22 protein-coding genes and 3 tRNA genes are annotated in these 26889 nt (G+C 38.6%); 14 read left to right on the forward strand and 11 right to left on the reverse strand.

From position 1 onward, the window contains the following. Positions 1–39 precede the first annotated feature (39 nt). Positions 40–354 (forward strand): DUF5713 family protein, encoded by a 315-nt coding sequence (locus HJG58_RS13200; protein WP_216076572.1) that lies wholly within the window; start codon positions 40–42, stop codon positions 352–354. Here HJG58_RS13200 and HJG58_RS13205 read toward each other — a convergent pair whose 3' ends face one another. Both HJG58_RS13205 and HJG58_RS13210 read right to left on the reverse strand, forming a co-directional pair. Further along, positions 355–732, reverse strand: coding sequence for a hypothetical protein (locus HJG58_RS13205; protein WP_375143865.1), 378 nt, complete (start codon positions 730–732; stop codon positions 355–357). A gap of 40 nt (positions 733–772) precedes the next feature. After that, positions 773–858 (reverse strand) — tRNA-Leu (locus HJG58_RS13210). A gap of 196 nt (positions 859–1054) precedes the next feature. On the opposite strand from HJG58_RS13210, the gene HJG58_RS13215 reads away from it, so the two are divergent. Further along, positions 1055–2839: an alkaline phosphatase D family protein gene (locus tag HJG58_RS13215; protein ID WP_170249239.1), complete on the forward strand. Its 1785-nt coding sequence runs from the start codon at positions 1055–1057 to the stop codon at positions 2837–2839. Positions 2840–2941: 102 nt separating this feature from the next. On the opposite strand, the gene HJG58_RS13220 is transcribed toward HJG58_RS13215, so the two are convergent. Both HJG58_RS13220 and HJG58_RS13225 read right to left on the reverse strand, forming a co-directional pair. After that, positions 2942–3027 (reverse strand) — tRNA-Leu (locus HJG58_RS13220). A gap of 11 nt (positions 3028–3038) precedes the next feature. Further along, positions 3039–3112, reverse strand: a tRNA-Cys gene (locus tag HJG58_RS13225). A gap of 152 nt (positions 3113–3264) precedes the next feature. Between HJG58_RS13225 and folD the strand changes: the two genes are divergently transcribed. Both folD and HJG58_RS13235 read left to right on the forward strand, forming a co-directional pair. Next, positions 3265–4113 (forward strand): bifunctional methylenetetrahydrofolate dehydrogenase/methenyltetrahydrofolate cyclohydrolase FolD, encoded by an 849-nt coding sequence (folD, locus tag HJG58_RS13230; RefSeq protein WP_170249240.1) that lies wholly within the window; start codon positions 3265–3267, stop codon positions 4111–4113. A 240-nt stretch (positions 4114–4353) separates the two neighbouring features. Continuing rightward, entirely contained in the window at positions 4354–5022 is a 669-nt protein-coding gene (locus HJG58_RS13235) for a class I SAM-dependent methyltransferase (RefSeq protein ID WP_170249241.1), read from the forward strand. 22 nt (positions 5023–5044) lie between these two features. On the opposite strand, the gene HJG58_RS13240 is transcribed toward HJG58_RS13235, so the two are convergent. Then, complete coding sequence (locus tag HJG58_RS13240) at positions 5045–5467, reverse strand: hypothetical protein (RefSeq protein ID WP_086264431.1); 423 nt, start codon at positions 5465–5467, stop codon at positions 5045–5047. Between the two features lie 117 nt (positions 5468–5584). Continuing rightward, positions 5585–6916, reverse strand: coding sequence for an MFS transporter (locus tag HJG58_RS13245; RefSeq protein WP_005803945.1), 1332 nt, complete (start codon positions 6914–6916; stop codon positions 5585–5587). Positions 6917–7289: 373 nt separating this feature from the next. Here HJG58_RS13245 and glpK point away from each other — a divergent pair, with 373 nt between their 5' ends. Next, a complete protein-coding gene (gene glpK, locus HJG58_RS13250; RefSeq protein ID WP_170249242.1) occupies positions 7290–8798 on the forward strand; it encodes a glycerol kinase GlpK in 1509 nt (502 codons plus the stop codon). A 154-nt stretch (positions 8799–8952) separates the two neighbouring features. Then, positions 8953–10470 carry a glycerol-3-phosphate dehydrogenase gene (gene glpD, locus HJG58_RS13255; protein ID WP_170249244.1) on the forward strand — a complete coding sequence of 506 codons (1518 nt, stop codon included), beginning with the start codon at positions 8953–8955 and terminating at the stop codon, positions 10468–10470. A 41-nt stretch (positions 10471–10511) separates the two neighbouring features. On the opposite strand, the gene HJG58_RS13260 is transcribed toward glpD, so the two are convergent. Then, positions 10512–12344, reverse strand: a complete 1833-nt coding sequence (locus HJG58_RS13260; protein ID WP_086264434.1) for a phosphoenolpyruvate carboxykinase (GTP) — start codon at positions 12342–12344, stop codon at positions 10512–10514. A gap of 391 nt (positions 12345–12735) precedes the next feature. Between HJG58_RS13260 and HJG58_RS13265 the strand changes: the two genes are divergently transcribed. From HJG58_RS13265 to groL, 4 genes are all read left to right on the forward strand, one after another. Continuing rightward, entirely contained in the window at positions 12736–13674 is a 939-nt protein-coding gene (locus tag HJG58_RS13265) for a diacylglycerol/lipid kinase family protein (protein WP_170249246.1), read from the forward strand. Beyond that, positions 13655–14413, forward strand: a complete 759-nt coding sequence (locus HJG58_RS13270; RefSeq protein ID WP_170249248.1) for a metallophosphoesterase family protein — start codon at positions 13655–13657, stop codon at positions 14411–14413. Before HJG58_RS13265 ends, HJG58_RS13270 begins: the two co-directional genes overlap by 20 nt. Positions 14414–14598: 185 nt before the next feature. Beyond that, entirely contained in the window at positions 14599–14889 is a 291-nt protein-coding gene (locus tag HJG58_RS13275) for a co-chaperone GroES (protein ID WP_002120604.1), read from the forward strand. Between the two features lie 58 nt (positions 14890–14947). Beyond that, the gene (groL, locus tag HJG58_RS13280) at positions 14948–16582 is read left to right on the forward strand and encodes a chaperonin GroEL (RefSeq protein ID WP_002120607.1); all 1635 of its coding nucleotides are present in this window, start codon (positions 14948–14950) and stop codon (positions 16580–16582) included. A gap of 172 nt (positions 16583–16754) precedes the next feature. Here the strand turns inward: groL and HJG58_RS13285 are convergent, their stop codons facing one another. After that, positions 16755–17129, reverse strand: coding sequence for a diacylglycerol kinase (locus HJG58_RS13285; RefSeq protein ID WP_002118962.1), 375 nt, complete (start codon positions 17127–17129; stop codon positions 16755–16757). A gap of 106 nt (positions 17130–17235) precedes the next feature. On the opposite strand from HJG58_RS13285, the gene HJG58_RS13290 reads away from it, so the two are divergent. Continuing rightward, on the forward strand, positions 17236–18198 hold the full coding sequence (locus HJG58_RS13290; RefSeq protein WP_170249249.1) for an MBL fold metallo-hydrolase: 963 nt from the start codon (positions 17236–17238) through the stop codon (positions 18196–18198). A gap of 44 nt (positions 18199–18242) precedes the next feature. Here the strand turns inward: HJG58_RS13290 and HJG58_RS13295 are convergent, their stop codons facing one another. Next, complete coding sequence (locus tag HJG58_RS13295) at positions 18243–19385, reverse strand: glycerophosphodiester phosphodiesterase (protein ID WP_170249251.1); 1143 nt, start codon at positions 19383–19385, stop codon at positions 18243–18245. 263 nt (positions 19386–19648) lie between these two features. Between HJG58_RS13295 and HJG58_RS13300 the strand changes: the two genes are divergently transcribed. Next, the gene (locus HJG58_RS13300) at positions 19649–22744 is read left to right on the forward strand and encodes a multidrug efflux RND transporter permease subunit (protein WP_170249254.1); all 3096 of its coding nucleotides are present in this window, start codon (positions 19649–19651) and stop codon (positions 22742–22744) included. Positions 22745–22817: 73 nt separating this feature from the next. Further along, complete coding sequence (locus HJG58_RS13305) at positions 22818–23393, forward strand: DUF4112 domain-containing protein (RefSeq protein WP_170249255.1); 576 nt, start codon at positions 22818–22820, stop codon at positions 23391–23393. 48 nt (positions 23394–23441) lie between these two features. On the opposite strand, the gene htpX is transcribed toward HJG58_RS13305, so the two are convergent. Further along, on the reverse strand, positions 23442–24347 hold the full coding sequence (htpX, locus tag HJG58_RS13310) for a protease HtpX (protein ID WP_017399628.1): 906 nt from the start codon (positions 24345–24347) through the stop codon (positions 23442–23444). A gap of 258 nt (positions 24348–24605) precedes the next feature. Then, positions 24606–25466: a lytic transglycosylase domain-containing protein gene (locus HJG58_RS13315; RefSeq protein ID WP_216076573.1), complete on the reverse strand. Its 861-nt coding sequence runs from the start codon at positions 25464–25466 to the stop codon at positions 24606–24608. Positions 25467–25971: 505 nt separating this feature from the next. Here HJG58_RS13315 and ttcA point away from each other — a divergent pair. Continuing rightward, positions 25972–26877: a tRNA 2-thiocytidine(32) synthetase TtcA gene (ttcA, locus tag HJG58_RS13320; protein WP_170249258.1), complete on the forward strand. Its 906-nt coding sequence runs from the start codon at positions 25972–25974 to the stop codon at positions 26875–26877. Positions 26878–26889 lie beyond the last annotated feature (12 nt).

Below are 26889 nucleotides of genomic sequence, written 5' to 3' on the forward strand. Positions count from 1 at the left end.
TTATAAGCGGCAAGTTTTTGCTGTTGTGTAAACTTTTGTATGTTCGAAGACTTACTTCTCCCGATGTTTGATGATGAATATTATCCAGATATTTTGGTCGCTGAACTCAAGCGGCTCATTGAACAATTTGCTAAAAAAGTTCAGAAGCCTGCTTTAGCTGAGCAGGATATCTATCGATATGCTCATCAAACTGTAATTGAAATCAATGAAATGAAACCTCAGTTCGAAGATCTAGATTCTTCCTTGGATGATAGTGCAGCTGACTATATTGCTGAAGCAATGATGATGGTGGCACAGGATGCAGGATATTTAGACCTTGAAATGGAAGAGCTGGTGATGAATCGAGAGTGGTGATTACTCTCGATTTTCAATATCTTTAAATACATCTAACAAGTGGCAAGATGCCTTTAAATGTATTTCGTCTATTTCTTTAACTTTTAAAATTAAAACACCATTCTCTTGATAATCTGCGTCCGCTAAAAAACTGACCCAATAAGTTTCTCGTTTTTGTTCCAGTGTTTTAAATTTATCTACTATCTGTTCGGGTGCTTTAACTAAATAATCATCTTTAGTAATAGAGCAACGTGAAAAATACCAATGGTTGTCTTTGAAAGAAATGGTGCCAGAAAAAAGATCTGTGGCGTAAACCCTTGTTATAAAAAGGGTAGTGCAAATGAGTAATAATATTCTTATCATAAAATTCATTTTGATTAGGCATAAAAAAACCAGCATACGCTGGATTCTTTGAAGCACCAAATTCAATATTTGAAAATGGTGCCCGGGGCCGGACTCGAACCGGCACGCTTTGTGGGCGGGGGATTTTAAATCCCCTGTGTCTACCTATTTCACCACCCGGGCATGTGCGCAATAATAGAGGACAAGTGCGCGATTGGCAAGAGAAAACCAGAGAGTTTGCTTTATTTTCAATCAGTTCTTGTTGGTATTTATATAAATTAACCAATTTATGTCATGATTTGTTCATTAAACTGAGATCAGTTGTTCATCTTATCTACCTAAATTTAAGACACTCATTGCTTAAAACTTAGGTAATTTTATGTCAGAGAAAATTTCACGCCGAGAATTAATTCAAAAAAGTCTGTTCGGTTTTGGGGCGCTATCTTTGCCTGTAGCTTTTACAGGATGTAATGATGGTTCTGATGAGGAGAATTCAGAAACACAAGCAGATTTTTTACATGGAGTTGCCAGCGGTGACCCTTTGCAAGATAGAGTAATTTTGTGGACACGATTAACACCAGTAGATATTAATGCGCGTCTTAAAGTTACTTGGGAAATTGCTGCGGATGATCAGTTTAAACAGAATTTAAAGACTGGTACGGTTGAAACGACCAAGACTGATGATTTCACTGTGAAAGTAGATGCAACAGGATTGGAAGCGGGTACCATTTATTATTATCGTTTCCGTTTTGGTAATAAAATTTCCTCTGTGGGGCAAACTAAAACGCTACCTATAAGCACTAATAAAGTTAGTTTTGCAGTATGTTCTTGCTCTAACTATCCTGCGGGTTACTTTTACGTTTATCGTGAAATGGCAAAACAGAATGTGGATGTAGTCATTCATTTGGGTGATTATATTTATGAATATGGGGCTGATGGCTATGCGACAGAAGATGCTGCAAAGCTGGGCCGTACTTTACCGTCCGATAATAATAAAGAAATTATTAAATTAGATGATTATCGCAAACGTTATGCGCTCTATCGCCAGGATAAGGACTTGCAGGCGGTTCATCAGCGTCATCCTTTTATTGTAATTTGGGATGACCATGAGTTAGCGAATGATACTTGGCGCGAAGGTGCAGAGAATCATCAAAGTAATGAGGGTCCTTTCTTGGAGCGTAAATTAGCTGCTCTACAAGCTTATTTTGAATGGATGCCGATTCGCCCTGTCGATGATCAGCATACCAAGATTTATCGCCAGTTTGATTTTGGGGGGCTTGTTAATTTAATAATGTTAGATACTCGTATTATTGCCCGTGACAAGCAGTTGGATTATGGCAAATATATAACAGCGAATGGCTTAGATATTGAAAAATTCCAAGCGGATTTAACTAATCCAATGCGGACCTTAATGGGGCAAACTCAGCGTGAGTGGTTATTGGGTAGTAAAGAGAAAAATATAGTAGGTGTCTTACAAAGTTCAACTGCAACATGGAATGTGATTGGGCAGCAAGTCTTAATGAGTAAAATGTGGATTCCAGCTGAGTTGTTGGCATCGTTAGGGCAAATTACTTCAGGCGGAACTTCGCCGGATACGTTAGCTAAAATGAATGCGCAAATTACAGAATTAGTCACATTAAAATTACGATTAGAGCAAGGTGATCCAACTTTAACCGTTCAAGAAAAAGCGCGAGTCACAACATTAGTTCCCTATAACCTCGATGCTTGGGATGGTTATCATGCTGAACGAGAGTTTTTGTACGCTAAATTGGCAGAGTTTAATAAGAAAATTATTGTTTTGGCGGGTGATACTCATAATGCGTGGACATCTTACTTATATAGCCAAAAGGGCGAATATGTTGGTGTTGAACTGGCGACAAGTTCGGTTTCTTCTCCGGGTCTTGAAAAATATTTAAGTATTCCACTAGCTCAGCTACAACAGTTTGAATTTGCCTTTACTACGCTTATCGATGAATTGGCATATTGTAATTTAAATCAGCGGGGTTATTTGATGGTTACACTTGATGATAAGCAGGCGCAGTCGGATTGGATTTTTGTAGATTCAATTAAAAATCCAGAATATAAAGTAGATTCTAGCCGAAGCTATCAATTGGTGTTGGATGCGAGTTTAACACCTGAAAAAGACAAGCAAAAAACTGCTTAAATATATGGAGCGAGAAAGGATGCTAATAAGCATCCTTTTTTTAGACATAAAAAAACCAGCTTTCGCTGGATTCTTTATGACACCAATTTCTGTACTAGAAAATGGTGCCCGGGGCCGGACTCGAACCGGCACGCTTTGTGGGCGGGGGATTTTAAATCCCCTGTGTCTACCTATTTCACCACCCGGGCTTTACCAAATTTGGAGGCGGAGGTCGGAATCGAACCGGCGTCCACGGAGTTGCAGTCCGCTGCATGACCACTCTGCCACCCCGCCTACATTTGGTGATGCACATATTAGCAACCTTTACAAAAAAAACAATACTGTTTTGAGATAAGATGAACATAAAAGCAACATCTAGAATAAATTTGTCCAAATAATCATGTATTATTGGCACATTAAATTCATGTCTACCTTGGAGATGTGCTGTGGCATTGGTTTTAGACGGTCGCGCATTAGCAAAGCAAATTGAAGAAAATTTGTCAGTACGTGTTGAAGCTTTAAAAGCTAAAACAGGTCGTACCCCAATTTTGGCGACTATTTTAGTTGGGGATGATGGCGCATCTGCAACTTATGTACGCATGAAAGGAAATGCTTGCCGTCGAGTAGGCATGGACTCTTTAAAAATTGAATTGCCACAAGAAACGACAACAGAACAATTATTAGCTGAAATTGAAAAACTTAATGCTAACCCAGATGTACATGGCATTCTTTTACAACATCCAGTTCCAGAGCAAATTGATGAGCGCACATGTTTTGATGCAATCTCATTAGCTAAAGATGTTGATGGTGTAACCTGTCTTGGTTTTGGCCGTATGGCTATGGGTGAAGCTGCATATGGTTCAGCAACTCCTGCGGGCATCATGACCATTTTAAAAGAAAATAATATCGAAATTGCTGGTAAACATGCGGTTGTAGTTGGTCGTTCTGCAATTTTAGGTAAACCAATGGCAATGATGCTTTTGCAAGCGAATGCAACAGTAACGATTTGCCATTCACGCACACAAAACTTACCTGAGCTTGTGAAGCAGGCTGACATTATTGTGGGTGCAGTTGGTAAAGCTGAACTTATCCAAAAAGATTGGATTAAACAAGGTGCAGTAGTTGTAGATGCTGGTTTCCATCCTCGTGATGGCGGTGGCGTAGGCGATATTCAACTACAAGGTATTGAAGAAATTGCTTCTGCTTACACACCAGTACCAGGTGGTGTTGGTCCAATGACCATTACAACTTTGATCCGTCAAACTGTAGAAGCTGCTGAAAAAGCTTTAGGTTAATTTAATTTATTCACGACGGCGTCCTACCGTTTAACGCAAATGTTAGGAGCTCGTATGTTACTTTTCTTTCGGGATGAGTAGCGAAGCTACGCAAGACCAAAACGGTTGCTGTAATTAATACATTGGAATTGAACTAACGTATTTTTTAGTAACTAAACGCTATCATGTTATAAGCCGCTGTTTTAGTCTTGCTCGCGATGTAGATGATCAAATAGTAATTATAAATTGTTGAGCTTATTTATGAGCTGCACCTTTCAACTGTCTAAAGCCCCTGAACATTTACTGCAAGCACTAAATGAAGTTATTCCCAATTGTGAGTTGATGGTACAACAGTTGCCTGAAACGCCTATTTCTTTATGGTTGATTCCACCAGTTTTTCCAACTGATCGATTGGATGATGAAGTTATTCGCCGTATTTGGAATGATACGCCGTATTGGATTTTTTGTTGGGCATCTGGTTTAGCAATGGCACAGTGGTTACTTGCAGAGCCACAACATGTTAAAGATAAAGTTGTTTTGGATTTCGGAGCTGGTTCTGGTGTAGTCGCAATTGCAGCTAAAATGGCTGGTGCTAAAAGAGTAATTTGTTGTGATATTGATCAAGTTAGTCTTGCTGCTTGCCGTGAAAACGCTTTACTTAATAATGTTGAGCTAGAATATTTAGATGATTTATATAAGGCCGAGCATGTTGATATTTTATTGGCAGCTGATGTTTTATACGATCAATGTAACCGCTTTTTCTTAGATGAATTTTTAAAATTTGCGCCAGAAGTCTGGGTGGCTGATAGCCGTGTTAAGAACTTTAGTCATCCCAAATATCAAAAGATTGATGAAAGAAGTGCTTCTACATGGCCTGATCTGGATGAAGCTAAAGAGTTTAGAAATGTAAGTTTTTATAAGACGCTGTAAAAGAACAGCGTCTTTTTTTATTTTATGAACAAGTATAACGAACAACTTTTAATGTGCTTGGACGTGCTTCAAGCGCTTGGCGAGTTGCATAGTCCTCACCATTATTTAAGCTAGGTGTGTTTGATAAACCAAAAGAAGCACGAGTTTCGCCGAGTTTAATTCCATAATGCTCATCTTTCGCTGGATTAGGAATTTCGTTGATACTCAAAATTGATAATTTATAAACTTTCTGAGCACCTAGTACATTCTGACAAGCTCGTTGTAATTTACGTTCATCGAGTTGCTGGTTACTACGACCCGCTAAAGTGTAAGCTAAAGTCGCTGAAGTTTTTGTTTGGTTTTCAATCTGATATCCAGTTGAACCATTATATTGTCGAGGGGTAGTCTGACAAGCAGTTAAAACAAACATACTACTTAATGCCAAGCATAAAATACTTCTATTCATCAGTATCGTCCTTATTTTCTTATAGCTAGTATCTCATAAAATACAAAGGTTGTTGGGGCTTAATCTCATGATTTGAGCTAACATCGGCGAACGATATTAGCCCTTATTGGTAACGTATTAATGTTCTTTGATTTTTGAATGGTGCTTGGTGTCTTTCATAAAAATATAAATAATGAGAGAAATGAAGATCATGATACTTACATAAATAAAGTACCAAGATTCATGCCCAGCCTCTTTAAAACTTAAAGCAAAGAACTCTGCTGTTCCGCCAAATAATGTATTGGCAATCGCGTAAGGTAATGCAACTCCTAAAGCACGAATGTGCGCAGGGAAAAGTTCTGCTTTCACTACAGCATTAATTGAAGTGTAGCCAGTCACCATTACGAGACCTCCAAAACATAACCAGAAAGCTGTCCAATAGTTATGTGTATTTGCGAGTGCATCAAATAGAACGTATGTGAATAAAACACCTGTTATTCCGAAGAAAATCATAAGGGGTTTTCGACCAATGCGATCTGATAAAGCACCTGCTACAGGCTGTAGACACATAAAAATAAATAGCGCTAAAGTTGTAATTTGAGTGGCTTCAGGTTTGGTAAATCCAGAAGTATTGACTAAATATTTTTGCAGATAGGTCGTGTAAGTATAAAAAGCTAAAGTCCCGCCAGCTGTTAAAAATAATACTGTGAAAGCTTCTTTAGGGTAATGTTTAAATAAAGCAAACATGCCTGATTTTGGCTGGTCTGTCTCTGCCTGAGCATTTTTAAAAGATTGAGTTTCTAGTAGGCCACGTCGAATACGGAAAACTACAATCGCAAGTAAAGCCCCGATAAAGAATGGGATACGCCATCCCCAATCATGTAGTTGTTCTTCAGTTAATACCATTTGTAATATTAATAGAACACATAGTGCTGTGAGTTGCCCAGCAATCAAGGTGACATATTGGAAACTAGAGAAAAAACCACGTCGATTTCTCTCAGCCATTTCACTTAAATAGGTAGCACTAGCACCATATTCACCGCCTACACTTAAACCTTGAATTAAACGAGCGACAACTAAAAGAAGAGGGGCAAATACACCAATACTTTCATAACTTGGTGTCACGGCAATAAGCAGCGAACCTATACACATTAAAGTGACGGAAAGGGTCAGACCCGCTTTACGACCTTTACGGTCGGAATAGATTCCCATAATCCATGCACCGATTGGGCGCATTAAAAAGCCTACAGCAAAAATTGCGGCCGCTTGAAGGAGCTGAGCTGTCTGGCTACCTTTCGGGAAAAAAGCATGAGCAAAATAGAGCGTAAATGCTGCATATACATACCAGTCATACCATTCAACAAGGTTACCGGCAGAACCGCCCAAAATGGATTTTAGACGAGTTTTTGTATCTAAATTAGAATGTGGAGTTGTTGCGGTAGAAGGTTGATCAACCATGAGTCGCTCCATGTTTCGCTTGGGTTGAATGCTAAAAAAGAGAAGATTTATTCCGTTTTTACATATTTTCTAGAGGAGTATTTCACTTTATTTTTTTTATGTCTGTAAAACAATGTTTATTATTTAAGCAAAGGAATAAGTTGAATATTTATATGATTTCAAATTAGCCGATTAGTCCATTTTTATGATCTTATTCGGTTATTTAGCCTATTATTTTTTTCCAAATAGTAAAAACTAATAAAGAATGAGTAGAGTTTGGGCGAAGAAAACCTATATGCTTTAAAAATAATGATATATTCCAAAGAAAATTTTAAATAAATACAGTTAGGCATGATGTCTTGGCATTGTGGACTAGATGTGTGTGGATAATGAAAGGGACATTCAGATGTCAAATTGCCTGAAAAAATATATTATTGCTTTTGATCAGGGAACAACGAGTTCAAGAGCAATTGTTTTAGACCATGATGCTAACGTTATAAGTATTGCTCAAAAAGAATTTACCCAGATTTATCCGCAGCCTGGCTGGGTCGAGCATGACCCTATGGAAATTTGGGCTACGCAAAGTGCTGTGTGGGTAGAGGCTCTAGCTCAAGCAGGCATTAAGAGTGAGCAAGTTGCAGCAATTGGGATTACAAATCAGCGTGAAACCACAATTGTTTGGGATAAAAAAACAGGCAAGCCTATTTACAATGCGATTGTTTGGCAAAGTCGACAAACGACTGAGATATGCAATCAATTGCATAAAGCAGGATGGCAAGAATACATACGTAAAACAACGGGTTTGGTGATTGATCCGTATTTTTCGGCCACAAAAATTAAATGGATTTTAGACCATGTTGAAGGAAGCCGTGAACGTGCTGAGCGAGGAGAGTTGTTGTTCGGTACGGTGGATACTTGGTTAATCTGGAAACTAACCAATGGTACAGTCCATGTCACTGATTTTACCAATGCTTCACGAACTATGCTGTTTGATATCGAAAAGCTAGAATGGGATGAAAAACTTTTACAAGTTTTAGATATTCCTCGAGCAATGTTACCCGAAGTACGTAGCTCATCTGAGGTTTATGGATATACACATACCATTAGTGGGCAAGAAGTTGGTATCCCCATTGCAGGAATCGCAGGTGATCAACAAGCCGCACTGTTTGGTCAAATGTGTGTTGAGTCTGGTCAGGCAAAAAATACCTACGGCACAGGCTGTTTTCTATTAATGAACACAGGTAAGAAGATTGTCCGGTCAGAACATGGATTACTAACTACTATTGCATGTGGTGCGAGTGGTGAGGTGAACTATGCCTTAGAGGGCGCCGTGTTTAATGGTGGTTCTTGCGTGCAGTGGTTACGCGATGAATTAAAAGTCATTAAGAATGCTAAAGACTCTGAGCTTTATGCAACACGTGTGAAAGACAGTAACGGTGTATATGTTGTACCTGCTTTTACAGGGTTAGGTGCACCGTATTGGGACCCAAATGCGCGAGGAGCAATTTTTGGTCTCACACGTGGAGCCAGTATTGAACATATTATTCGTGCAACTTTAGAGTCTATTGCTTTTCAAACCCGAGATGTTTTGGATGCAATGCAGCAAGATGCAGAAGAAAAGCTCCGTACACTCCGTGTTGATGGGGGAGTGACGGAAAATAATTTCTTAATGCAATTTCAGGCCGATATTTTAGCAACACCAGTAGAACGTCCAATAATGAAAGAAACCACAGCTTTGGGTGCAGCTTTCCTTGCTGGACTGGCGACGGGTTTCTGGCAAGATCTACAAGAGTTAAGAAATAAATCTGCCATAGAAAAGGTATTCGAGCCAAAAATGTCTTCTGAACAATCAGAAATTATTTATAAAGGTTGGCTCAAGGCAGTTAAGCGTAGTCAAAGTTGGGCTGAGGATTAATTCATTCTTTAATTGGTTGAATTCAATAGTAGGGTAATCAATTAACGGTTAAATACTTGGTTATTTAAAATTGATTATTCTACTTTTTTGATTGTTGTTTCTTCAATTTGGTGTTTTAATTTTTATAAGATCAACAATAAAAAGAAAATGAGAAATGAAAATACAGCCTAATGATTATTCAAAAATATATGACATTGCCGTGATTGGTGGTGGTATTAATGGTGTTGGTATTGCTAATGATGCTGCAGGCCGTGGACTATCGGTATTTTTATGTGAAAAAGATGATTTAGCTAGTCACACCTCATCTGCTAGCAGCAAATTAATCCATGGTGGTCTGCGCTATTTAGAGCATAAAGAATTTCGACTGGTTAGAGAAGCTTTAGCAGAGCGTGAAGTGTTGTTGGCTAAAGCTCCACATATTATTAAACCAATGCGCTTTATTATGCCTCATCGACCACATTTACGTCCTGCATGGTTAATTCGGGCGGGCTTGTTTTTTTATGATCATTTGGGAAAACGAGAAAAATTATTAGGTTCAAATCTTATTTATTTCAAAGAAAATAGTCCTTTAAAACCGGCTATAACGCGTGGTTTTGAATATTCTGACTGTACTGTAGATGATGCACGTCTTGTGGTGTTAAATGCATTGCAGGCCAAAGAGAAAGGTGCCAAAGTCGTAACACGTACGCATTGTATTAAAGCTTATAGGGAACAAGAGCTGTGGCATCTGGAGTTACAAAGTGGAGCAGAGTTTTACCAGATACGTGCAAGAGCTTTAGTGAATGCAGCAGGCCCTTGGGTTGAAGAAATTATTAGTGAAAATCTGAAGCTAAAATCGCCATATCGAATTAGGCTGATCCAAGGAAGTCATATTGTTGTGCCAAAATTATATGACTGTCATAAAGCCTTCATTATGCAAAACGAAGATCGACGCATTGTGTTTGCAATTCCATATTTAGAAAAATATACACTAATTGGCACGACCGATCAGGAATATACAGGTGATCCACAAAAGGTAGAGATCACAGAGGTAGAAATAGATTACCTCTTAACAGTGACCAATTCACATTTTAAAAAGCAGTTAACTCGAGCTGATATTGTAAGTCAGTACTCGGGTGTACGTGCTTTATGTGATGATGAGTCTGATAATCCTTCAGTGATCACACGTGACTATACTTTGGCGCTACAAGCAGAAGAGAGAAAGCCACCATTGTTATCTGTGTTTGGTGGCAAGATCACAACTTACCGAAAATTAGCCGAAGCTGCTTTAGAGCATTTGTCTGCGTTTTTTAATGACATGGCAGAAGAGTGGACTGCAGTTGAGCCATTACCTGGTGCTGAAAACTGGACAACACTAGATGATTTAACGCATCAGATTCAGGCACGTGTAAGTGGAGTGTCTGAATCACTTGCTAACCGTTGGGCGCATGCATACGGCACAAGAGTCTGGAATATGCTCCGAGAGAAAAATGCAATAGAGCAATTAGGCCAGAATTTTGGAAATGATTTATTTGAATGCGAAGTCAAATATTTATGTGAATATGAATGGGCGACTACTGCTGAGGATATATTGTGGCGTAGAACAAAACTAGGTCTAGAATTTGATGAAAAACAGGTAAAAATATTAGAAGCTTATTTATCTGAGCGTCGACAAAAAGACGATGCCGCATAATAAAAAAAGTCGCACATGGCGACCTTTTTTATATATAGCAATTAGAAGCCAGTTTTTACAGCTTCAAGTAAAGCTGCTTGACGTTCTTTTAATGCTTTCGGTAAGCGATCACCGAGTTTATTAAATAAATCAGTGTGGCTTTCAATTTCAGTAATCCACTGATCTTTATCTTGAGCTGTGATTAGATCAAATTCTTCTTTAGAGAATTCAGTACCTTCCCAGTTCAAGTCGTCATATGTTGGAACAAGACCAATTGGAGTTTCAACAGCGTTTGCACGACCTTCACAACGATCAATGATCCACTCAAGAACACGCATGTTTTGACCGAAACCAGGCCATACGAAGTTGCCTTCAGCATCACGACGGAACCAGTTTACATTGAAGATTTTTGGTAATTTATTACCAGCTGCTTCAGCTTTTGTACTTACTTGTTGACCAAGGCTTAACCAGTGATCAAAGTAGTCAGCCATGTTATAGCCAGCAAATGGAAGCATCGCGAATGGGTCACGACGAACGATACCTTGTTGACCAACAGCAGCAGCAGTAGTTTCAGAACCCATAGTTGCCGCTTTATATACACCATCAACCCAGTCGAAAGCTTCAGAAACTAAAGGAACTGTATCTGCGCGGCGACCGCCGAAGATAAATGCAGAAATTGGAACGCCTGCTGGATTTTCCCAGTCAGCATCGATAGAAGGGCATTGACCAGCTGCAACAGTGAAGCGAGCATTTGGATGCGCTGCTTTTTCACCATTTACGTGAGGTTGGCCTTTCCAGTTAGTTAAGTTTGTTGGAACTTCTTTAGAAAGACCTTCCCACCATACTTGACCATCTTCAGTTACCGCTACGTTTGTATAGATAACATCTTTATGAAGAGTTGCCATACAGTTCGGGTTAGTCTTGGTGTTTGTACCAGGAGCTACACCAAAGAAACCAGCTTCAGGATTAATCGCATATAAACGACCATCTTCACCTGGTTTGATCCAAGCAATATCGTCACCTACAGTTTCGATTTTCCAACCTTCATAACCTGCAGGTGGAATTAACATTGCAAAGTTTGTTTTACCACATGCAGAAGGGAATGCTGCAGCGATGTAGTGTTTTTCACCTTGAGGGTTAGTTACACCAAGAATAAGCATGTGTTCAGCTAACCAACCTTGTTCGCGTCCCATGACAGAAGCGATACGAAGAGCTAAACATTTTTTGCCAAGTAATGCGTTACCGCCGTAACCAGAACCGAAAGACCAGATTTCACGAGTTTCTGGGTAATGAACGATATATTTTTCAGGGTTACATGGCCAAGCAACGTCTTTTTGACCTTCAGCAAGTGGAGCACCCACTGTATGTACACAAGGAACAAACTCACCGTCTGTACCTAATACGTCATAAACTGCTTTACCCATACGTGCCATTTTACGCATGCTAACAGCAACATAAGGAGAGTCAGTTAATTCGATACCGATATGAGCAATATGGCTACCAAGTGGGCCCATAGAGAAAGGAACAACGTACATCGTACGGCCTTTCATTGAACCGTCAAATAAACCGTTTAACTTTTCACGCATAACAGCTGGATCTTCCCAGTTGTTTGTCGCACCAGCATCTTCTTTATTTTGAGAGCAGATGTAAGTACGGTCTTCAACACGTGCAACGTCAGATGGGTCAGAATTTGCAAGATAAGAACCAGGATGTTTTTCTTGGTTTAATTGCTGCATGGTGCCGTTAGCGATCATCAAGTCGATTAGACGTTGATATTCTTCTTCGCTTCCGTCACACCATTCGATTTTTGCTGGTTTGGTTAAGTTTGCAATTTCTTCAACCCATGCAATAAGCTTAGGATGACGAACGAATTCTGGTGCGTTCACTGTGGTCATGGTGAGGCCTATTCAAAATATGTACAACGTACAAGTCATTCATTGAGAGGTACAATGAAAGATCAAATAAAAAAGTGGCTGTATTAAAGCACAAAATCACAAAAAAAATAAGACTAAAGACTAAGAAATAGATATTTTACTTTTTTGTTTTTTTCTTATTTAAATCATTAGCTTGTAGTTTTTTGCAATATCTTATTCTCGATATTTTTATGTTGTATGTGTGTTATTTATATTATTTATTTCTTTAAAAATCAATATCTTGATTCTTATTTTTTTCTTGAGAATTATTATTGATTAAACAAATGATCTTCATTCAAAATTTGCATAAAGAGACTTTTATTAGGCGTTTTTATATACAATATTCAGGACGAATCCCTCTAAGATAATAAAAATGCGGACTTTAAAACCTCTCTCTATCATTTATAACCAAAAGTCGGGTTTTCATGCGTCAAAACATGAAGATATGTATGAACAGTTAATGACTGTGTTCACCGAATTTGGTTTCGAAATACAAGTTTTTGAATTAGCCGAAGATGTGTCTTTTGAGGATTTAATGAATCAAGTGATACATCGGCATAGTCAAAATGCAAATTTAGGTGTTGTTGTTGCAGCGGGTGGGGATGGGACTTTAAATGCGGTAGCATCAAAACTTAGACATACTCATATTCCAATGGGAATATTACCTTTGGGAACTTTTAATTATGTTGCTAAAGTTTTGGGTATTCCTTTAGATTTGTTAGAAGCTGCTGAAGTCATCGCTACAGGTACACCACGCTCTGTACATATTGCGACAATTAATGACCATGTTTATTTGAATAATGCGAGTCTAGGACTTTATCCATTATTTATAAAAAAACGTGAGCTTTATAATAAATACTTAGGGCGTTTACCTTTACATGCTTATACCTCAGCTTTGGATGTCTTATTAAGAGAAAATAAATCCATGAAACTTTCCGTCACAGTTGATGGCAAGAAATATCCGGTCAAAACACCTTTAATTTTCTTTGGTAATAATCAGTTGCAGTTATGTGATATGAAACTAAGAATTGCCGATTGTGCTGCACAAGGACGAGTTGCAGGAGTGGTTATTACGAAAAGTGATAGGCTTAGTTTATTAAACATGTTATGGCAGTGGATACAAGGCAAAGTAGAAGAGGCACAAGATGTTTATAGTTTTTGTGCAGATCATGTGATGGTTGATTGTGCAAAAAAATCAAAACTTACCGTGGCTTTAGATGGGGAAATATTAGAGATGAAAACACCTTTAAACTTCTCTGTAGAAAAGAATGCTTTAAATATTATGGTGCCAAATGTTGTTACATCTGTCTGATCTGCATTTTGGAACAGAAGTTGAGGCATGTTTAGATGCAATCCGACTTTTTTGCACTCAACATAAACCTGAAGTCATTGTGGTGAGTGGTGATATTACTCAACGTGCCCGATATCAACAGTTTTATAAATGCCGTCAGTTTTTAGATAACCTTAATATTCCTTATCTTGTTGTTCCTGGTAACCACGATATTCCGTTGTACCATGTCTGGAATCGTTTTTTTTCACCATTTACTCGCTACCAATATTTTTTTGGCCAGCTTGAACCGACTTTAGAAACTGAACATTTTTATATTGTTGGGGTGAATAGTATTCGCCGTCGTTATCATACTCGTGGACATATTTCGATTGAACAAATTCAGACGACTTATGAGCGATTACAGCAAGGGCCAGCGGATAAAATCAAATTAGTTGTTTTCCATCAGCCTTTTTATACTCCACCTGATGATGAGCATGGTATTAAAGATTGTCCTGTATTAGGAAAAATGGCACTCGAAAAATGGAGTACAACAGGACTATTTGGAATGTTACACGGGCATTTACATAAAACTGCTGTATACGATTTGACACAAATTTATCAATTAAAGATAGATCATCCTATTTATGATATTCATGCAGGAACAGCGACTTCTAGCCGTTTGCATTATCATGTTCCGAATAGTTTTAATGTCATTTCAAATGAAGGAAAAATTAATCATTATTGGTTTAATAAGCAGTTGGCTGAATTCACTTCTGATTGATTTGGTTTAGATGAGTTTAAATATTTGATTGTGTAAAAAATATTCAAAAAATAGAAAAATTTTTCTTATTTCCCCTTGAAGCCTTTTTTTTCATCCCCACAAAAGTGACATCTAAATATTTTGTTATTGCTCTGGATTAAAGCAATAACGATTAATCAAAAAGACTTAGTCTGATGGAGTTAATTATGAGCAACATTCGTCCATTACATGATCGCGTTGTAATTCGTCGCGTAGAAGAAGAAACCAAAACTGCTGGCGGTATTTTACTTCCAGGTTCTGCTGCTGAAAAACCATCTCAAGGTGAAGTAATTGCAGTAGGTAATGGTCAAATCACTGAGAATGGCGTACGTGCTTTGGATGTTAAAGTTGGTGACAAAGTATTGTTTGGTACTTATGCAGGTACAACAGTGAAAGTAAGTGGTGAAGAACTCTTAATCATGAAAGAGTCAGACATTTTAGCTGTGTTGGAAGGCTAATCAATCCATAACTCAATTCATTATCAGATTCAGTATTTAAAAAGATTCGGAGTTTAATATGTCAGCTAAAGACGTAAAATTTGGTGATTCAGCTCGCTCAAAAATGATTGCAGGCGTAAACGTACTTGCAGATGCGGTTAAAGTGACTTTAGGCCCTAAAGGTCGTAACGTAGTGATTGACCGTTCTTTCGGTGCTCCGCACATCACTAAAGACGGTGTAACTGTTGCTAAAGAAATTTCTTTAAAAGACAAGTTTGAAAACATGGGTGCTCAACTTGTTCGTGAAGTTTCTAGCAAAACTAATGACATCGCTGGTGACGGTACGACAACTGCAACTGTACTTGCTCAAGCAATTTTAAATGAAGGGATCAAATCTGTAACTGCAGGTATGAACCCAATGGATTTAAAACGTGGTATCGATATCGCAGTAAAAACTGTAGTTGAAAATATCCGTTCAAATGCAAAACCAGCTGACGATTTTAAAGCGATCGAGCAAGTAGGTTCTATCTCTGCTAACTCTGATACTACTGTTGGTAAACTTATCGCTCAAGCGATGGAAAAAGTAGGTAAAGAAGGCGTAATTACTGTAGAAGAAGGTTCTGGCTTTGAAGACGCGTTAGACGTTGTAGAAGGTATGCAGTTTGACCGCGGTTATATCTCTCCATACTTCGCAAACAAACAAGATACTTTAACTGCTGAACTTGAAAACCCTTTCATTCTTCTTGTTGACAAAAAAATCAGCAACATCCGTGAATTGATTTCTGTTTTAGAAGCAGTTGCAAAAACTGGTAAACCACTTCTTATCATCGCTGAAGATGTTGAAGGTGAAGCACTTGCTACACTTGTTGTAAACAACATGCGCGGTATTATCAAAGTATGTGCGGTTAAAGCTCCTGGTTTCGGTGACCGTCGTAAAGCAATGCTTCAAGACATCGCAATCTTGACTGGTGCAACTGTTATTTCTGAAGAAGTTGGTATGTCTTTAGAGCAAGCAACTCTTCAAGATTTGGGTACTGCGCACAAGATCACTGTGTCTAAAGAAAACACTGTTATTGTTGATGGTGCTGGTGACGCTGCTGGTATTGCTGAGCGTGTTCAACAGATCCGTGCTCAAATTGAAGAATCTACTTCAGAATATGACCGTGAAAAATTACAAGAACGCGTTGCTAAATTAGCAGGCGGTGTTGCTGTAATTAAAATCGGTGCAGCAACTGAAGTTGAAATGAAAGAGAAGAAAGACCGTGTAGATGATGCGCTTCATGCAACTCGTGCAGCAGTTGAAGAAGGTGTTGTTGCTGGTGGTGGTGTTGCTCTAGTACGTGCGGTTAATGCATTAGATGGCTTAAAAGGCGCTAATGAGGATCAAACAGCAGGTATCAACATTTTACGCCGTGCGATCGAAGCTCCACTTCGTCAAATCGTTGCAAACGCTGGTGATGAGCCATCTGTAGTGATCAATGCAGTTAAAGGTGGTGAAGGTAACTTTGGTTACAACGCTGCAACTGGTGAATATGGCGATATGTTAGAAATGGGTATCCTTGACCCAGCTAAAGTAACTCGTTCTGCACTTGAGCATGCAGCTTCTGTTGCTGGCTTAATGTTAACTACAGAATGTATGATTACTGACATTCCTGAAGATAAACCAGCTGTTCCAGATATGGGCGGTATGGGTGGTATGGGCGGCATGATGTAATAACGCATCAACGCTTTAACCAAAAAAATCCCTGCTTATGCAGGGATTTTTTATTTTTCACGTAATTTTAAGAAATAATTAAGTTCCATTCTTTATATTAAAAACAGGAACAGCAGCTAGAAGTTCCTCTTTTGTTACAACCATGCTTATTTACTTGTAGGCATGGTTTTTTTTAGCCTAATAAAATAATTAACCAAGTAATAGCAATGATAGAGAGTGCAACAAACTGGGCGGCGCTTCCCATATCTTTTGCATTTTTAGAAAGCTGATGTTTTTCAAGAGAGACTCGATCAACCACTGCCTCAATAGCCGAGTTGAATAGCTCAACGATCATTGCAAAAAGACATACAATAATCAGTAATACATGCTCACTACGGCTCACATCAAGAAAAAAACTAACTGGAATCAGAATAATATTTATCAAAACAATTTGGCGAAAAGCTGCCTCATTTTTATAGGCTGCTTTAAATCCTGAAATAGAGTAGCCCGTTGCATTTAATATGCGCTTAAGACCGCTTTTACCCTTATAGGGAGAATAGCTATTCATATACTTATATTTCTGACACTTTTCATGCATTATATAATTTGGGTCTTAAAAAATTATTAAATCTTTTTTAAAGATTTCGACTTTATAACTCAATAGAGAAGAAAAGATGAAAAAATTATGTGTAGCGTTGGGCCTTGCAATTGGAAGCATCCATGCAAGTTATGCTGAGCCAACAGCAACCTCGCAAGTACCAGGATATTATCACCATCAATTTGGAAACTATCGCGTAACTTCTTTGCTTGATGGTACGATTTATTTAAATCCTGATTTATTCAAAAACTTAAATCAGGCCCAGAAAACTAAAATCTTAACGAAATATGCTGCTGTTAATGAAAAAGGGATTCAAACCTCGGTAAATGCATTTTTAGTTGATGATGGAAAAAGCTTAACGCTTGTAGACAGTGGCGCAGCAAGTTGTTTTGGCCCGCAACTTGGTTCCATTGCAAAAAATATTGAATTGGCAGGTTATAAGCTTGCTGATGTAAAAACTGTCTTACTTACTCATCTACACCCAGACCATGTGTGCGGTATTGCTCAAAATGGAAAAGCCGTATTTCCAAATGCAACTGTATATGCACATGAGCGTGAAGCTAATTACTGGTTAAATCCAGCGTCTGAAAAAACAGTGCCAGCAGACAAAAAAGAAAGTTATTTGGGTACTGTTAAAAACGTAAAAACTGCTCTTGCTCCATATCAAGCGAAAAAAGCATTCAAGACATTTAAAGACGGCGATGTCATTCAAGGTTTTGAAGTGATCGATACGCGCGGTCATACACCAGGCCATCATAGCTTCCGCTTAAAAAGTAATGATCAGCAAATCATTTTTGTTGGAGACATTGTCCACTCACATTCATTGCAATTTGATGCTCCAAAAACTGGGGTAGATTTTGATGTGAATTCTGAGCAGGCAATTAATACTCGTCTCAAAATGTTTGCAGAAATTTCAAATAAGCAACAATGGGTTGCAGCACCACATTTACCATTCCCAGGCATTGGTCATGTTTATAAAGTAAATGCTGAGCAATATCAGTGGATCCCACTTTATTTTGACAATGTTGTAGGGAAATAAAAAAAACAGGGCATTTATTGCCCTGTTTTTCTTCATAACTTTATTTATTTTGCAGCTTTTTCAAAATTGATGACCGCTTCACGGCCAAGTGCTGGGTCATCTGTAAAGACACCATCAACACCCGCTTTGAAATAGGCTTCAAACTCTTTTAAAGCACCAGATGGACAGCGCTCCGCAGGTTTATCTTGACTACATTTTAAAGGCGTTGGTAAAAAGTTGTTTTCTGGACGGAAAGTATAAGGGTGTACTTTTAACCCAGCTGCATGAGCATCAGAAATAAACGAAGTCGTTTGGACTGAACCATTGTCATTAAAGTTAAGAATATAGCCTTTACTTGGTCCTACACCATTTGCATATTTAGCGACATCTTTTAAGCCTTGTGCTGTGGCTAAATCAGCATAAGTTTTAGTTTCTCCCGATTCAACGAAGTCGGCTGGTTGAGCGATTTTAGCATCATATAATTGAATGATTTGTGCGTGTTTAATAGTTTTATGAAGGTCAAGCTCATTTTTTAAATCTATTAGGTTTTGAACTTCAAACGACTGTAAATAGACAGGTGCAATATCACGTGTATATTCGTATTTGGCTAAGGTTTTAAGAAGAGTATCTTCCATTGCAAGATTACGATTTTTAAAGTAAGTCGGATGTTTAGTCTCAATATATAAACCAATAATTTTTCCTGTTTTCTTATAATTTGCTTCAGCCAGCTCAATCACTTGTTCTAGCGTCGGAACAGGGTAAAGGTCATTATAGGTGGTGTTTGCTGGGCGGAACTCTGGAATACGTTCACGTGCTTTAAGCTGCTGTAATTCACTTAAAGTGAAGTCTTCTGTAAACCAGCCTGTTAAGTCTTTACCATCAATATTTTTTGTTGTTTTACGATCTGCAAACTGGCTTAAAGTGCTTACATTGGTTGTTCCACCAATCTCATTTTCATGGCGAGTAACCAATACGCCATCTTTTGTAGAAACTAGATCAGGTTCAATGAAATCTGCACCATCATCAATGGCTTTCTGGTATGAAGCTAACGTGTGTTCTGGACGTAAAGCGCTTGCGCCACGGTGTCCTACCACTAAAATTTTAGGAAGTTGATATTCTGGTGTGGTTGGTGAGTTTTCAGTTTTATCATCGTCATTACAACCAACCAAACTAATTAAACTTAAGCATAAAAGTGCTTTTTTAAACATAATTCTACTCATATTGTTTTAGTTGAAACGTATTTAGTCTGATGCTTGAAATTGACGTGATCATGAAGAATTCATGAATTTTCAGTGACACTTGTTAAAACCTTGTTTATGGGTTTGTAGGAAATGCGAGTTCTTGCTTTGTTTTTGTTCTAATTGCATTTATTGTGTTAATTCTACTTGTCTTTTTTATATCACTCGTTGATGATCAAGAGGCCAAATTTGGTATTGCCACCTGTTAATTGACGACCTAATTCTGAGCAGCCATGCTATCTAAATTTTTTATTCAGCGCCCCATTTTTGCCAGTGTACTAGCAATTATTGTTATGGCATTTGGTATTTTCTCGGTGCTGAATTTACCCGTAGAGCGCTATCCTGATATTGCCCCTCCTAAAATTACAGTATCGGCAAGTTATAGTGGTGCAGATGCACAAACGGTTGAGCAAAGTGTTACTCAGATATTAGAACAGCAAATACAAGGTATTGATAATTTACTTTATTTCAGCTCTACCAGTGATTCATCAGGACGTAGCCGAATTACCATTAGTTTTGAGAATGGAACAAATCCAGATACAGCACAGGTCCAAGTACAAAATAGTATTAGTGGCGTCATAAGACGTTTACCCGATGAGGTACAACGCCAAGGGGTGACTGTGAGTAAGTCGCTCGGCGATACTTTTATGGTGGTAGGTTTATATGACTCAACTAGTAAATCGGGCAATATTGAGCTATCGGACTATTTGAGTACGCATGTGGTAGATGACCTGAACCGTATTGAAGGGGTGGGTGAGTCAGATGTTTTCGGTTCGCAATATGCAATGCGAATCTGGCTTAATCCAGAGAAATTAAAACAATATAATTTAATGCCAAGTGATGTAGCGAATGCAATCACTGCCCAAAATACACAAGTTGCTGCAGGTGCAATCGGTGATTTACCCGTCATTGATGGACAATATTTAAATACAAAAGTCACCGCAGGATCTCGACTAAAAACAGTCGAAGATTTTAAAAATATTGTAGTGAAAGCAAATCAAACAGCGAGCTATGTCTACTTAAAAGATATTGCTAGAGTCGAGTTGGGGGCAGAAAATTATCAGTCTTTTAACACTATTAATGGTTATCCAGCCGCTGGTTTAGGTATTTCGTTATCTTCGGGGGCGAATGCGATTCAGACCTCGAAACTCATCCATCAAACTCTAGATCAGCTTACAACTAAGCTACCTGCTGGCTATAAAATTGTTTATCCACGAGATAATACGCCATTTGTCCAAGAGTCAATTAAAGAAGTTGTAAAGACGCTTATTGAAGCGATTATTTTAGTTATTTTGGTGATGTTCTTATTCTTGCAAAGCTGGCGCGCTACACTTATTCCGAGTATTACCGTTCCAGTTGTTATTTTGGGAACTTTTGCTGTTTTATATGTGCTCGGTTTTAGTATTAACACCTTAACGCTGTTTGCATTAGTGCTCGCGATTGGTTTGCTAGTAGATGATGCGATTGTGGTGGTTGAGAATGTTGAGCGGCTCATGCATGAACAGCATTTAACACCAAAAGAAGCAGCCATTGAGTCAATGGGAGAAATTAGTAGTGCCTTAATCGGAATTACATTGGTTTTAACTGCTGTTTTTATTCCAATGTCGTTTTTAGGTGGCTCAATTGGCGTGATTTACCGTCAGTTTTCTATTACTTTAGTTGCCGCTATGGCGTTATCACTCGTCGTGGCATTAGTGTTAACGCCTGCTTTATGTGCCTTAATTTTAAAGCCTAATCCAGAGTCTAAGCGTTGGGCGGTTTGGTTTAACAAAAAAATTGATCAACTTAAAAATCAATATATCAAGATCGTCCAGACAAGCATTCGTTACAGTAAATCGGTTATCGTGATTTTTGTGGCTTTGATTGCTGTTTTTGCACTGTTCTATAACGGTTTAAAAAGTGGATTTATTCCTAAAGAAGACCAAGGCATTTTAAGCGTTCAAATTAAGCTTGTTGATAGTGCGCCAATCTCGCAAAGTCAAAAAATTGGAGAACAAGTCCGCCAATATTTCTTAACTCAAGAAGATAAGAATGTGGATCTGGTTTTAATCCGCTATGGACGAAATTATTCTGGTACAGGCCAGAACTTGGCACAGGGATTTATTGCCTTAAAACCTTGGGATGTGCGTACTGGTAAGGAAAATTCAGCTGACGCTATTCAAAAGCGTGCGATGAAATATTTTAGTCAATTTAATAATGCGCAAATTAATGTGACATTACCTGCTTCGGTCAATGGTTTGGGCCAAACTGATGGGTTGGATTTATGGATTCAGGATTTAAATGGTCAAGGTCAAGATTTTCTGGATAACACCTTCCGTCAGTTGCAAACGCAGAGTAAAAGCTATACAAGTTTTGAAAACTTTGATAAGCAATCTACTAACAGTAAAGCAAACCTCAATATCAAAATTGACCAGAAACAAGCATTGGCAAATGGATTAGAGCTCCCCGCGATTAACAACACCTTGTCGAGTGCATGGGGTGGAACGTATGTGAATGACTTTATTGACCGTGGTCGTATCAAGCGCGTTATGATCCAAGGTGATGCCGAGTTCAGATCGAAACCGGAAGATTTATATAATTGGTCTGTACGTAATAATCAAAATGAGATGGTGCCTTTTAGCTCATTTGCTAACTTCAGTTGGGGTGGTGCTCCTGAAATTGTAAAACGCTATATGGGTTATAGTGCATTACAACTTCAAGCTGATGTTGCGAGTGGTAGCAGTTCGGGTCAGGCAATGAAAGATGTTGAACAACTTGTAAATCAGCAAAAGGATGTTGGCTTGGCATGGACAGGTTTATCTTTTGAAGAGCAGAAGTCGACAAATCAGGCTGTCTGGTTATATTTAATCTCGGCAGGCTTTATCTTCTTATGTTTAGCTGCACTCTATGAAAGTCTAAGCATTCCCGCTGCGGTAATGACCTCTATTCCGCTTGGTGTGGGAGGAAGTGTCATTTTCTCTTATATTTTTGGTCTACCAAATGATGTGTATTTCCAAATTGCGCTATTAACTACAATTGGATTGTCTTGTAAAAATGCAATTTTAATTGTTGAGTTTGCTGCCTTGGCGCAAGAAAAAGGTAAGAGTGCAATTGAAGCAGCTTTAGAAGGCGCGAGCTTACGTTTAAGACCGATTTTAATGACATCTTTGGCTTTTGGTGCAGGTGTGATTCCTCTTGTCTTTGCGCAAGGTGCAGGAGCTGTAAGTCGTCAAGAAATCGGTATTAGTATTTTAGGTGGCGTTATGTTTGGTACAGTACTGGTTCTTTTCTTTATTCCAGTCATGTACGTGTTACTGCGTTCGCTGTTTAGATCGAAAGCTACTAGTTAAAAGTAAACAATTTAAAAAAAGGCATCAAATCAAGTATATTAAGATTAACTTTCTCTTTATATATTTGATTTAAATGCCCCAAGAAAAAATATTAACAGAGCAACAGGTCATCGCACTAGAACGAGATCTGGCCAAGTTTGCCACCATGATGGATAGTGCGGTTCGCATTCCTTTTACAAAGCAAGGTATTGGTGCAGATGCTGCGCTGAGTACGATTCCGATTGCAGGTGATGTCGCTGGTTTCGCATTGACCTGTTATGCCATCTATAAAGCCAAACAAATTGGTGTGCCTCAGCATAAGTTGACTCCAGTCATCAAACTGGCCGTTGTAGATGCAGTAGTCGGATTTGTTCCTGTGGCTGGGACTATTTTTGATATTTTTATAAGACCAAGTCGAAAAGCATTAGATGTAGTTCACACGCATATACGCGAAGAATATGCGATTCAGAGCGATATCCATGTTGTTCATCCCTATTTGCATGAAAAGCTTGAAAAGAAGCAACAGCATTCAGCTTTTTGGCGCAATCCTGTTGTCAGTTGGTTATGGTTGCATATTCCTGATTTAGTAGGTGCACTTGTACTGCTTTTAATTGGCTTGGCTGTTTGGTGGGGCGCAAGTTATCTCTGGGGTCTCTATCAAACAATGTAATAAAAAATAAAGCCTCCATTTGGAGGCTTTATTTTTACATTAAACGTTTTATGGGCAATCTAATTGATGTAAAGCTGCCACACGTTGTTCAATTGTTGGGTGGGTTTGGAACAAAGCAGCTAAACTAAAGCCTTGTTCTTTACCTTCCGCAATTGCGAAGGCTTTCATTTCTTTTGGCATTTGATCTGGCATTTCAGTCTCAGCTTGTAGACGTAATAATGCAGAAATCATTGCTTGTTTACCTGCTAAACGTGCACCTGCTTCATCAGCACGGTATTCACGATAACGAGAGAACCACATCACAATGGCAGATGCGAGAATACCAAAGACGATATCCAATACCATGGTAATAATGAAGTAACCCATACCTGGGGCTTCATCGTCTTGACGACCAAAAACATTACGGTCAATAAAGTCACCAACGACACGAGCAAAGAACATAACAAAGGCGTTCACAACACCTTGGATGAGCGCTAGGGTAACCATGTCACCATTCGCAACGTGACCAATCTCGTGTGCAAGCACAGCACGTAGCTCATCTTTGTTCATACGCTCAAGTAAGCCGGTGGAAACGGCAACTAAGGCATCATTTTTGTTCCAGCCTGTTGCAAAGGCATTGGATTGATATGATGGAAAAATACCAACCTCTGGCATGTTGATACCAGCACGTTGAGAAAGTTCAGCGACTGTTTGCAATAACCAGCTTTCAGCTTGGTTACGAGGAGCATTCGGGTCGATCAGTTCTGTACCGGTCGTTTTCTTAGCCATCCATTTTGACATGAATAACGAGATTAAAGATCCCACCATACCAAACACAAAACAGATCACTAAAAGGTTGCCTAGATTCAAGCCACCCGCGCCATGGTAACTACCGACACCGAAGAGTGACAAAATAATGCCAGCTACAACCAGTACCGCGAGGTTGGTAAGCAAAAACAAACCAATCCGCATCATTGAGAAAATCCTCTTATAAATAAAATGTTATCTGATTTATAAACTCTAAATCATGCAGCTAATATGCGGGGCTTGGGCAAAAAATTCAAGAAAAAAATAAGGAATTGATACATTCTTTCACGTAGCAGAATGTGCCTAAATTTAAAGAATTATTGGCTAAAATCGTCAAAATGGTAAAGATTAGGTAATAGATCATTACAATTTAAAACACAGAGAATCGTTGGAATAGAACTGTGAGTAACAGTTCTTCTTCATTATTTATTCAATTCGTATATGGGCAATTGCAGTGGCATTGTTTGTAACATAAGTGCCTGTCGGTGCATCTGTATAGGTGCCGTCAGGTAAAGTCACAATTTGACGAGAAGATGAATATTTAGGTGCTGGTGCTGAGATTTGTGCTGTTGTATTTTCTGCAAAATTAGAAGAATGGGAAACAGTTTGTGCTGAAGCATTCGTAAAAGATGAAAAGCCTGTTCCAGATGCATATAAGTTTTGATATCGGCTTGTCACACGGCGTACATAATCTTGTGTTTCACGGAAAGGGGGAATACCACCATATTTATCAACGTTACCTTCACCTGCATTGTAAGCCGCAAGTGCCATTTGTGTGTTTCCATTAAAACGCTTGAGCAACCAGCTTAAATATTTAGCACCAGCAAAAATATTTTGTTGCGGGTCATACGCGTTAGAGACATTAAAACGACGAGCAGTCGCAGGCATCAGCTGCATTAAACCTTGAGCACCTACTGGTGAACGGGCTTTTACATTAAAGCCTGACTCGGTGTGCATAACGGCTTTGATTAACCCTTCCGAGACACCATGTTGTTGTGCAGCTTGTTTAATGATGTGGTCAAAAGCATTTTTATTCTTATTATAGCTTGGCAGAACAGAAGCTTCTGATGCTCCCCAGTTTGTATAACTGTGAATATTGCTATCCGGATAATAGGTTACTTTTACTTTTTTTAGAGATTGGTCATAGCTTTTTCGGTTGGTGAGCAATGTACTACCGTTTTTATCTTGGTAAATATACATTTGACCTGCTGAACTCGAAGTTATGCCGACCGTAAAAGTGGTCATCCCCAGCAAACAAGAAATAAGAAATTGAACCGAATTTTTCATTTTATGTTATTCACAATTTTAAGGTATTTAAAACTTGCCAAAGAGTTTATCAAAAAATATTACTTAAAGAAGTTTTGTGTAATTTTTTTTATTTCGACTCTTTCAAAAAATCAAGCTGATTTGTTCGAATGCTCATCAAAAAAAATTAAATTTTTTTTTTAAAATGATTCTATTGACATGATTAACTCATTGATAAATAATAGTAAAAAACATTGGTTAAAAAATGATCAATTTAAATAGAACCCTTAACAGAAGGTCAAAACAGTTTGTCAAGCACGAAGAAATCCACAATTTTATCCACAGGTTTTGTGGAAAACTGTGGAAAAGTCCAAAAAGTAAGCATTTTGCACAAAATTTGAACGCTATAGTCAAAATTAGAGCGTGTCTTTTGCATCATGCACGAGCAATGTGACGACTTCAAGAATTGAAACTATTCTTTTGATGCGATTCTCTTCTGAATCATATAAAATTGCGCGGTATTTTTATTTATGGGTATATCTCGTCTATGTACGCGCCAGTTGAGTCCAATCAGGGATTTAATTTTAAGCCTGAACTTCCAACAAGCTCGGCCTATTACCGTTTGCTCAAGAAGCTTCGCCGTCAAGTTGGGCATGCTATTCGTGACTTCAATATGATTGAAGATGGCGATAAGGTCATGGTGTGTGTGTCTGGTGGTAAAGACAGTTATACCTTGCTCGATATCTTGTTGCAGTTTAAGCGTATTGCGCCGATCAATTTTGATGTGGTTGCGGTTAACCTTGACCAAAAACAACCTGGCTTCCCTGAAGATGTTTTGCCTCGTTATATGGAAGAAAACAACATTCCATATTACATTTTAGAAAAAGACACCTATACCATTACTAAACGTCTAACACCGGAAGGTAAAACTTACTGTGCAGTGTGTTCACGTTTACGCCGTGGTTCTTTATATGGCTTTGCACAAGAGATTGGTGCGACTAAAGTTGCCTTAGGTCATCACCGTGATGACATCATTGCAACATTCTTCTTAAATTTGTTCCATGGCGGTAGCTTAAAGGCGATGCCTCCAAAGCTTTTATCGTCAGATAAAAAGAACATTTTGATTCGTCCTTTGGCATATGTTGAAGAAAAAGACATTATCAAATATGCCGAGATACGTCAGTTCCCAATCATTCCATGTAACCTTTGTGGTTCGCAGGAAAACCTACAGCGTGCCATGCTTAACGAAATGCTACGTGAATGGGATAAACAATATCCAAAACGCTTACACAGCATTTTCGGGGCGTTACAAAACGTATCTCCGTCTCAGTTAGCGGACCGTGAACTGTTTGATTTCGAAGCGCTAGATTCTCAGCGCGAGTTGGATTTTAAAGATCCAGAAGAGCTTAAGAATCGCTTAGATGTTGTGAACTTAAGTTTTGCTGCTGAGTAAAACTTCTTGATA

Source organism: Acinetobacter geminorum (assembly GCF_013009345.1).
GTDB classification, from domain to species: domain Bacteria; phylum Pseudomonadota; class Gammaproteobacteria; order Pseudomonadales; family Moraxellaceae; genus Acinetobacter; species Acinetobacter geminorum.

Excerpts from the sequence above, each read along its gene's own strand:
- HJG58_RS13200 (WP_216076572.1), top strand. The coding sequence starts at position 40 with ATGTTCGAAGACTTACTTCTCCCGATGTTTGATGATGAATATTATCCA.
- HJG58_RS13205 (WP_375143865.1), bottom strand. The coding sequence starts at position 732 with ATGCTGGTTTTTTTATGCCTAATCAAAATGAATTTTATGATAAGAATA.
- HJG58_RS13215 (WP_170249239.1), top strand. The coding sequence starts at position 1,055 with ATGTCAGAGAAAATTTCACGCCGAGAATTAATTCAAAAAAGTCTGTTC.
- HJG58_RS13235 (WP_170249241.1), top strand. The coding sequence starts at position 4,354 with ATGAGCTGCACCTTTCAACTGTCTAAAGCCCCTGAACATTTACTGCAA.
- HJG58_RS13240 (WP_086264431.1), bottom strand. The coding sequence starts at position 5,467 with ATGAATAGAAGTATTTTATGCTTGGCATTAAGTAGTATGTTTGTTTTA.
- HJG58_RS13245 (WP_005803945.1), bottom strand. The coding sequence starts at position 6,916 with ATGGAGCGACTCATGGTTGATCAACCTTCTACCGCAACAACTCCACAT.
- glpK (WP_170249242.1), top strand. The coding sequence starts at position 7,290 with ATGTCAAATTGCCTGAAAAAATATATTATTGCTTTTGATCAGGGAACA.
- glpD (WP_170249244.1), top strand. The coding sequence starts at position 8,953 with ATGAAAATACAGCCTAATGATTATTCAAAAATATATGACATTGCCGTG.
- HJG58_RS13260 (WP_086264434.1), bottom strand. The coding sequence starts at position 12,344 with ATGACCACAGTGAACGCACCAGAATTCGTTCGTCATCCTAAGCTTATT.
- HJG58_RS13265 (WP_170249246.1), top strand. The coding sequence starts at position 12,736 with ATGCGGACTTTAAAACCTCTCTCTATCATTTATAACCAAAAGTCGGGT.
- HJG58_RS13270 (WP_170249248.1), top strand. The coding sequence starts at position 13,655 with ATGTTGTTACATCTGTCTGATCTGCATTTTGGAACAGAAGTTGAGGCA.
- HJG58_RS13275 (WP_002120604.1), top strand. The coding sequence starts at position 14,599 with ATGAGCAACATTCGTCCATTACATGATCGCGTTGTAATTCGTCGCGTA.
- groL (WP_002120607.1), top strand. The coding sequence starts at position 14,948 with ATGTCAGCTAAAGACGTAAAATTTGGTGATTCAGCTCGCTCAAAAATG.
- HJG58_RS13285 (WP_002118962.1), bottom strand. The coding sequence starts at position 17,129 with ATGAATAGCTATTCTCCCTATAAGGGTAAAAGCGGTCTTAAGCGCATA.
- HJG58_RS13290 (WP_170249249.1), top strand. The coding sequence starts at position 17,236 with ATGAAAAAATTATGTGTAGCGTTGGGCCTTGCAATTGGAAGCATCCAT.
- HJG58_RS13295 (WP_170249251.1), bottom strand. The coding sequence starts at position 19,385 with ATGTTTAAAAAAGCACTTTTATGCTTAAGTTTAATTAGTTTGGTTGGT.
- HJG58_RS13300 (WP_170249254.1), top strand. The coding sequence starts at position 19,649 with ATGCTATCTAAATTTTTTATTCAGCGCCCCATTTTTGCCAGTGTACTA.
- HJG58_RS13305 (WP_170249255.1), top strand. The coding sequence starts at position 22,818 with ATGCCCCAAGAAAAAATATTAACAGAGCAACAGGTCATCGCACTAGAA.
- htpX (WP_017399628.1), bottom strand. The coding sequence starts at position 24,347 with ATGATGCGGATTGGTTTGTTTTTGCTTACCAACCTCGCGGTACTGGTT.
- HJG58_RS13315 (WP_216076573.1), bottom strand. The coding sequence starts at position 25,466 with ATGAAAAATTCGGTTCAATTTCTTATTTCTTGTTTGCTGGGGATGACC.
- ttcA (WP_170249258.1), top strand. The coding sequence starts at position 25,972 with ATGTACGCGCCAGTTGAGTCCAATCAGGGATTTAATTTTAAGCCTGAA.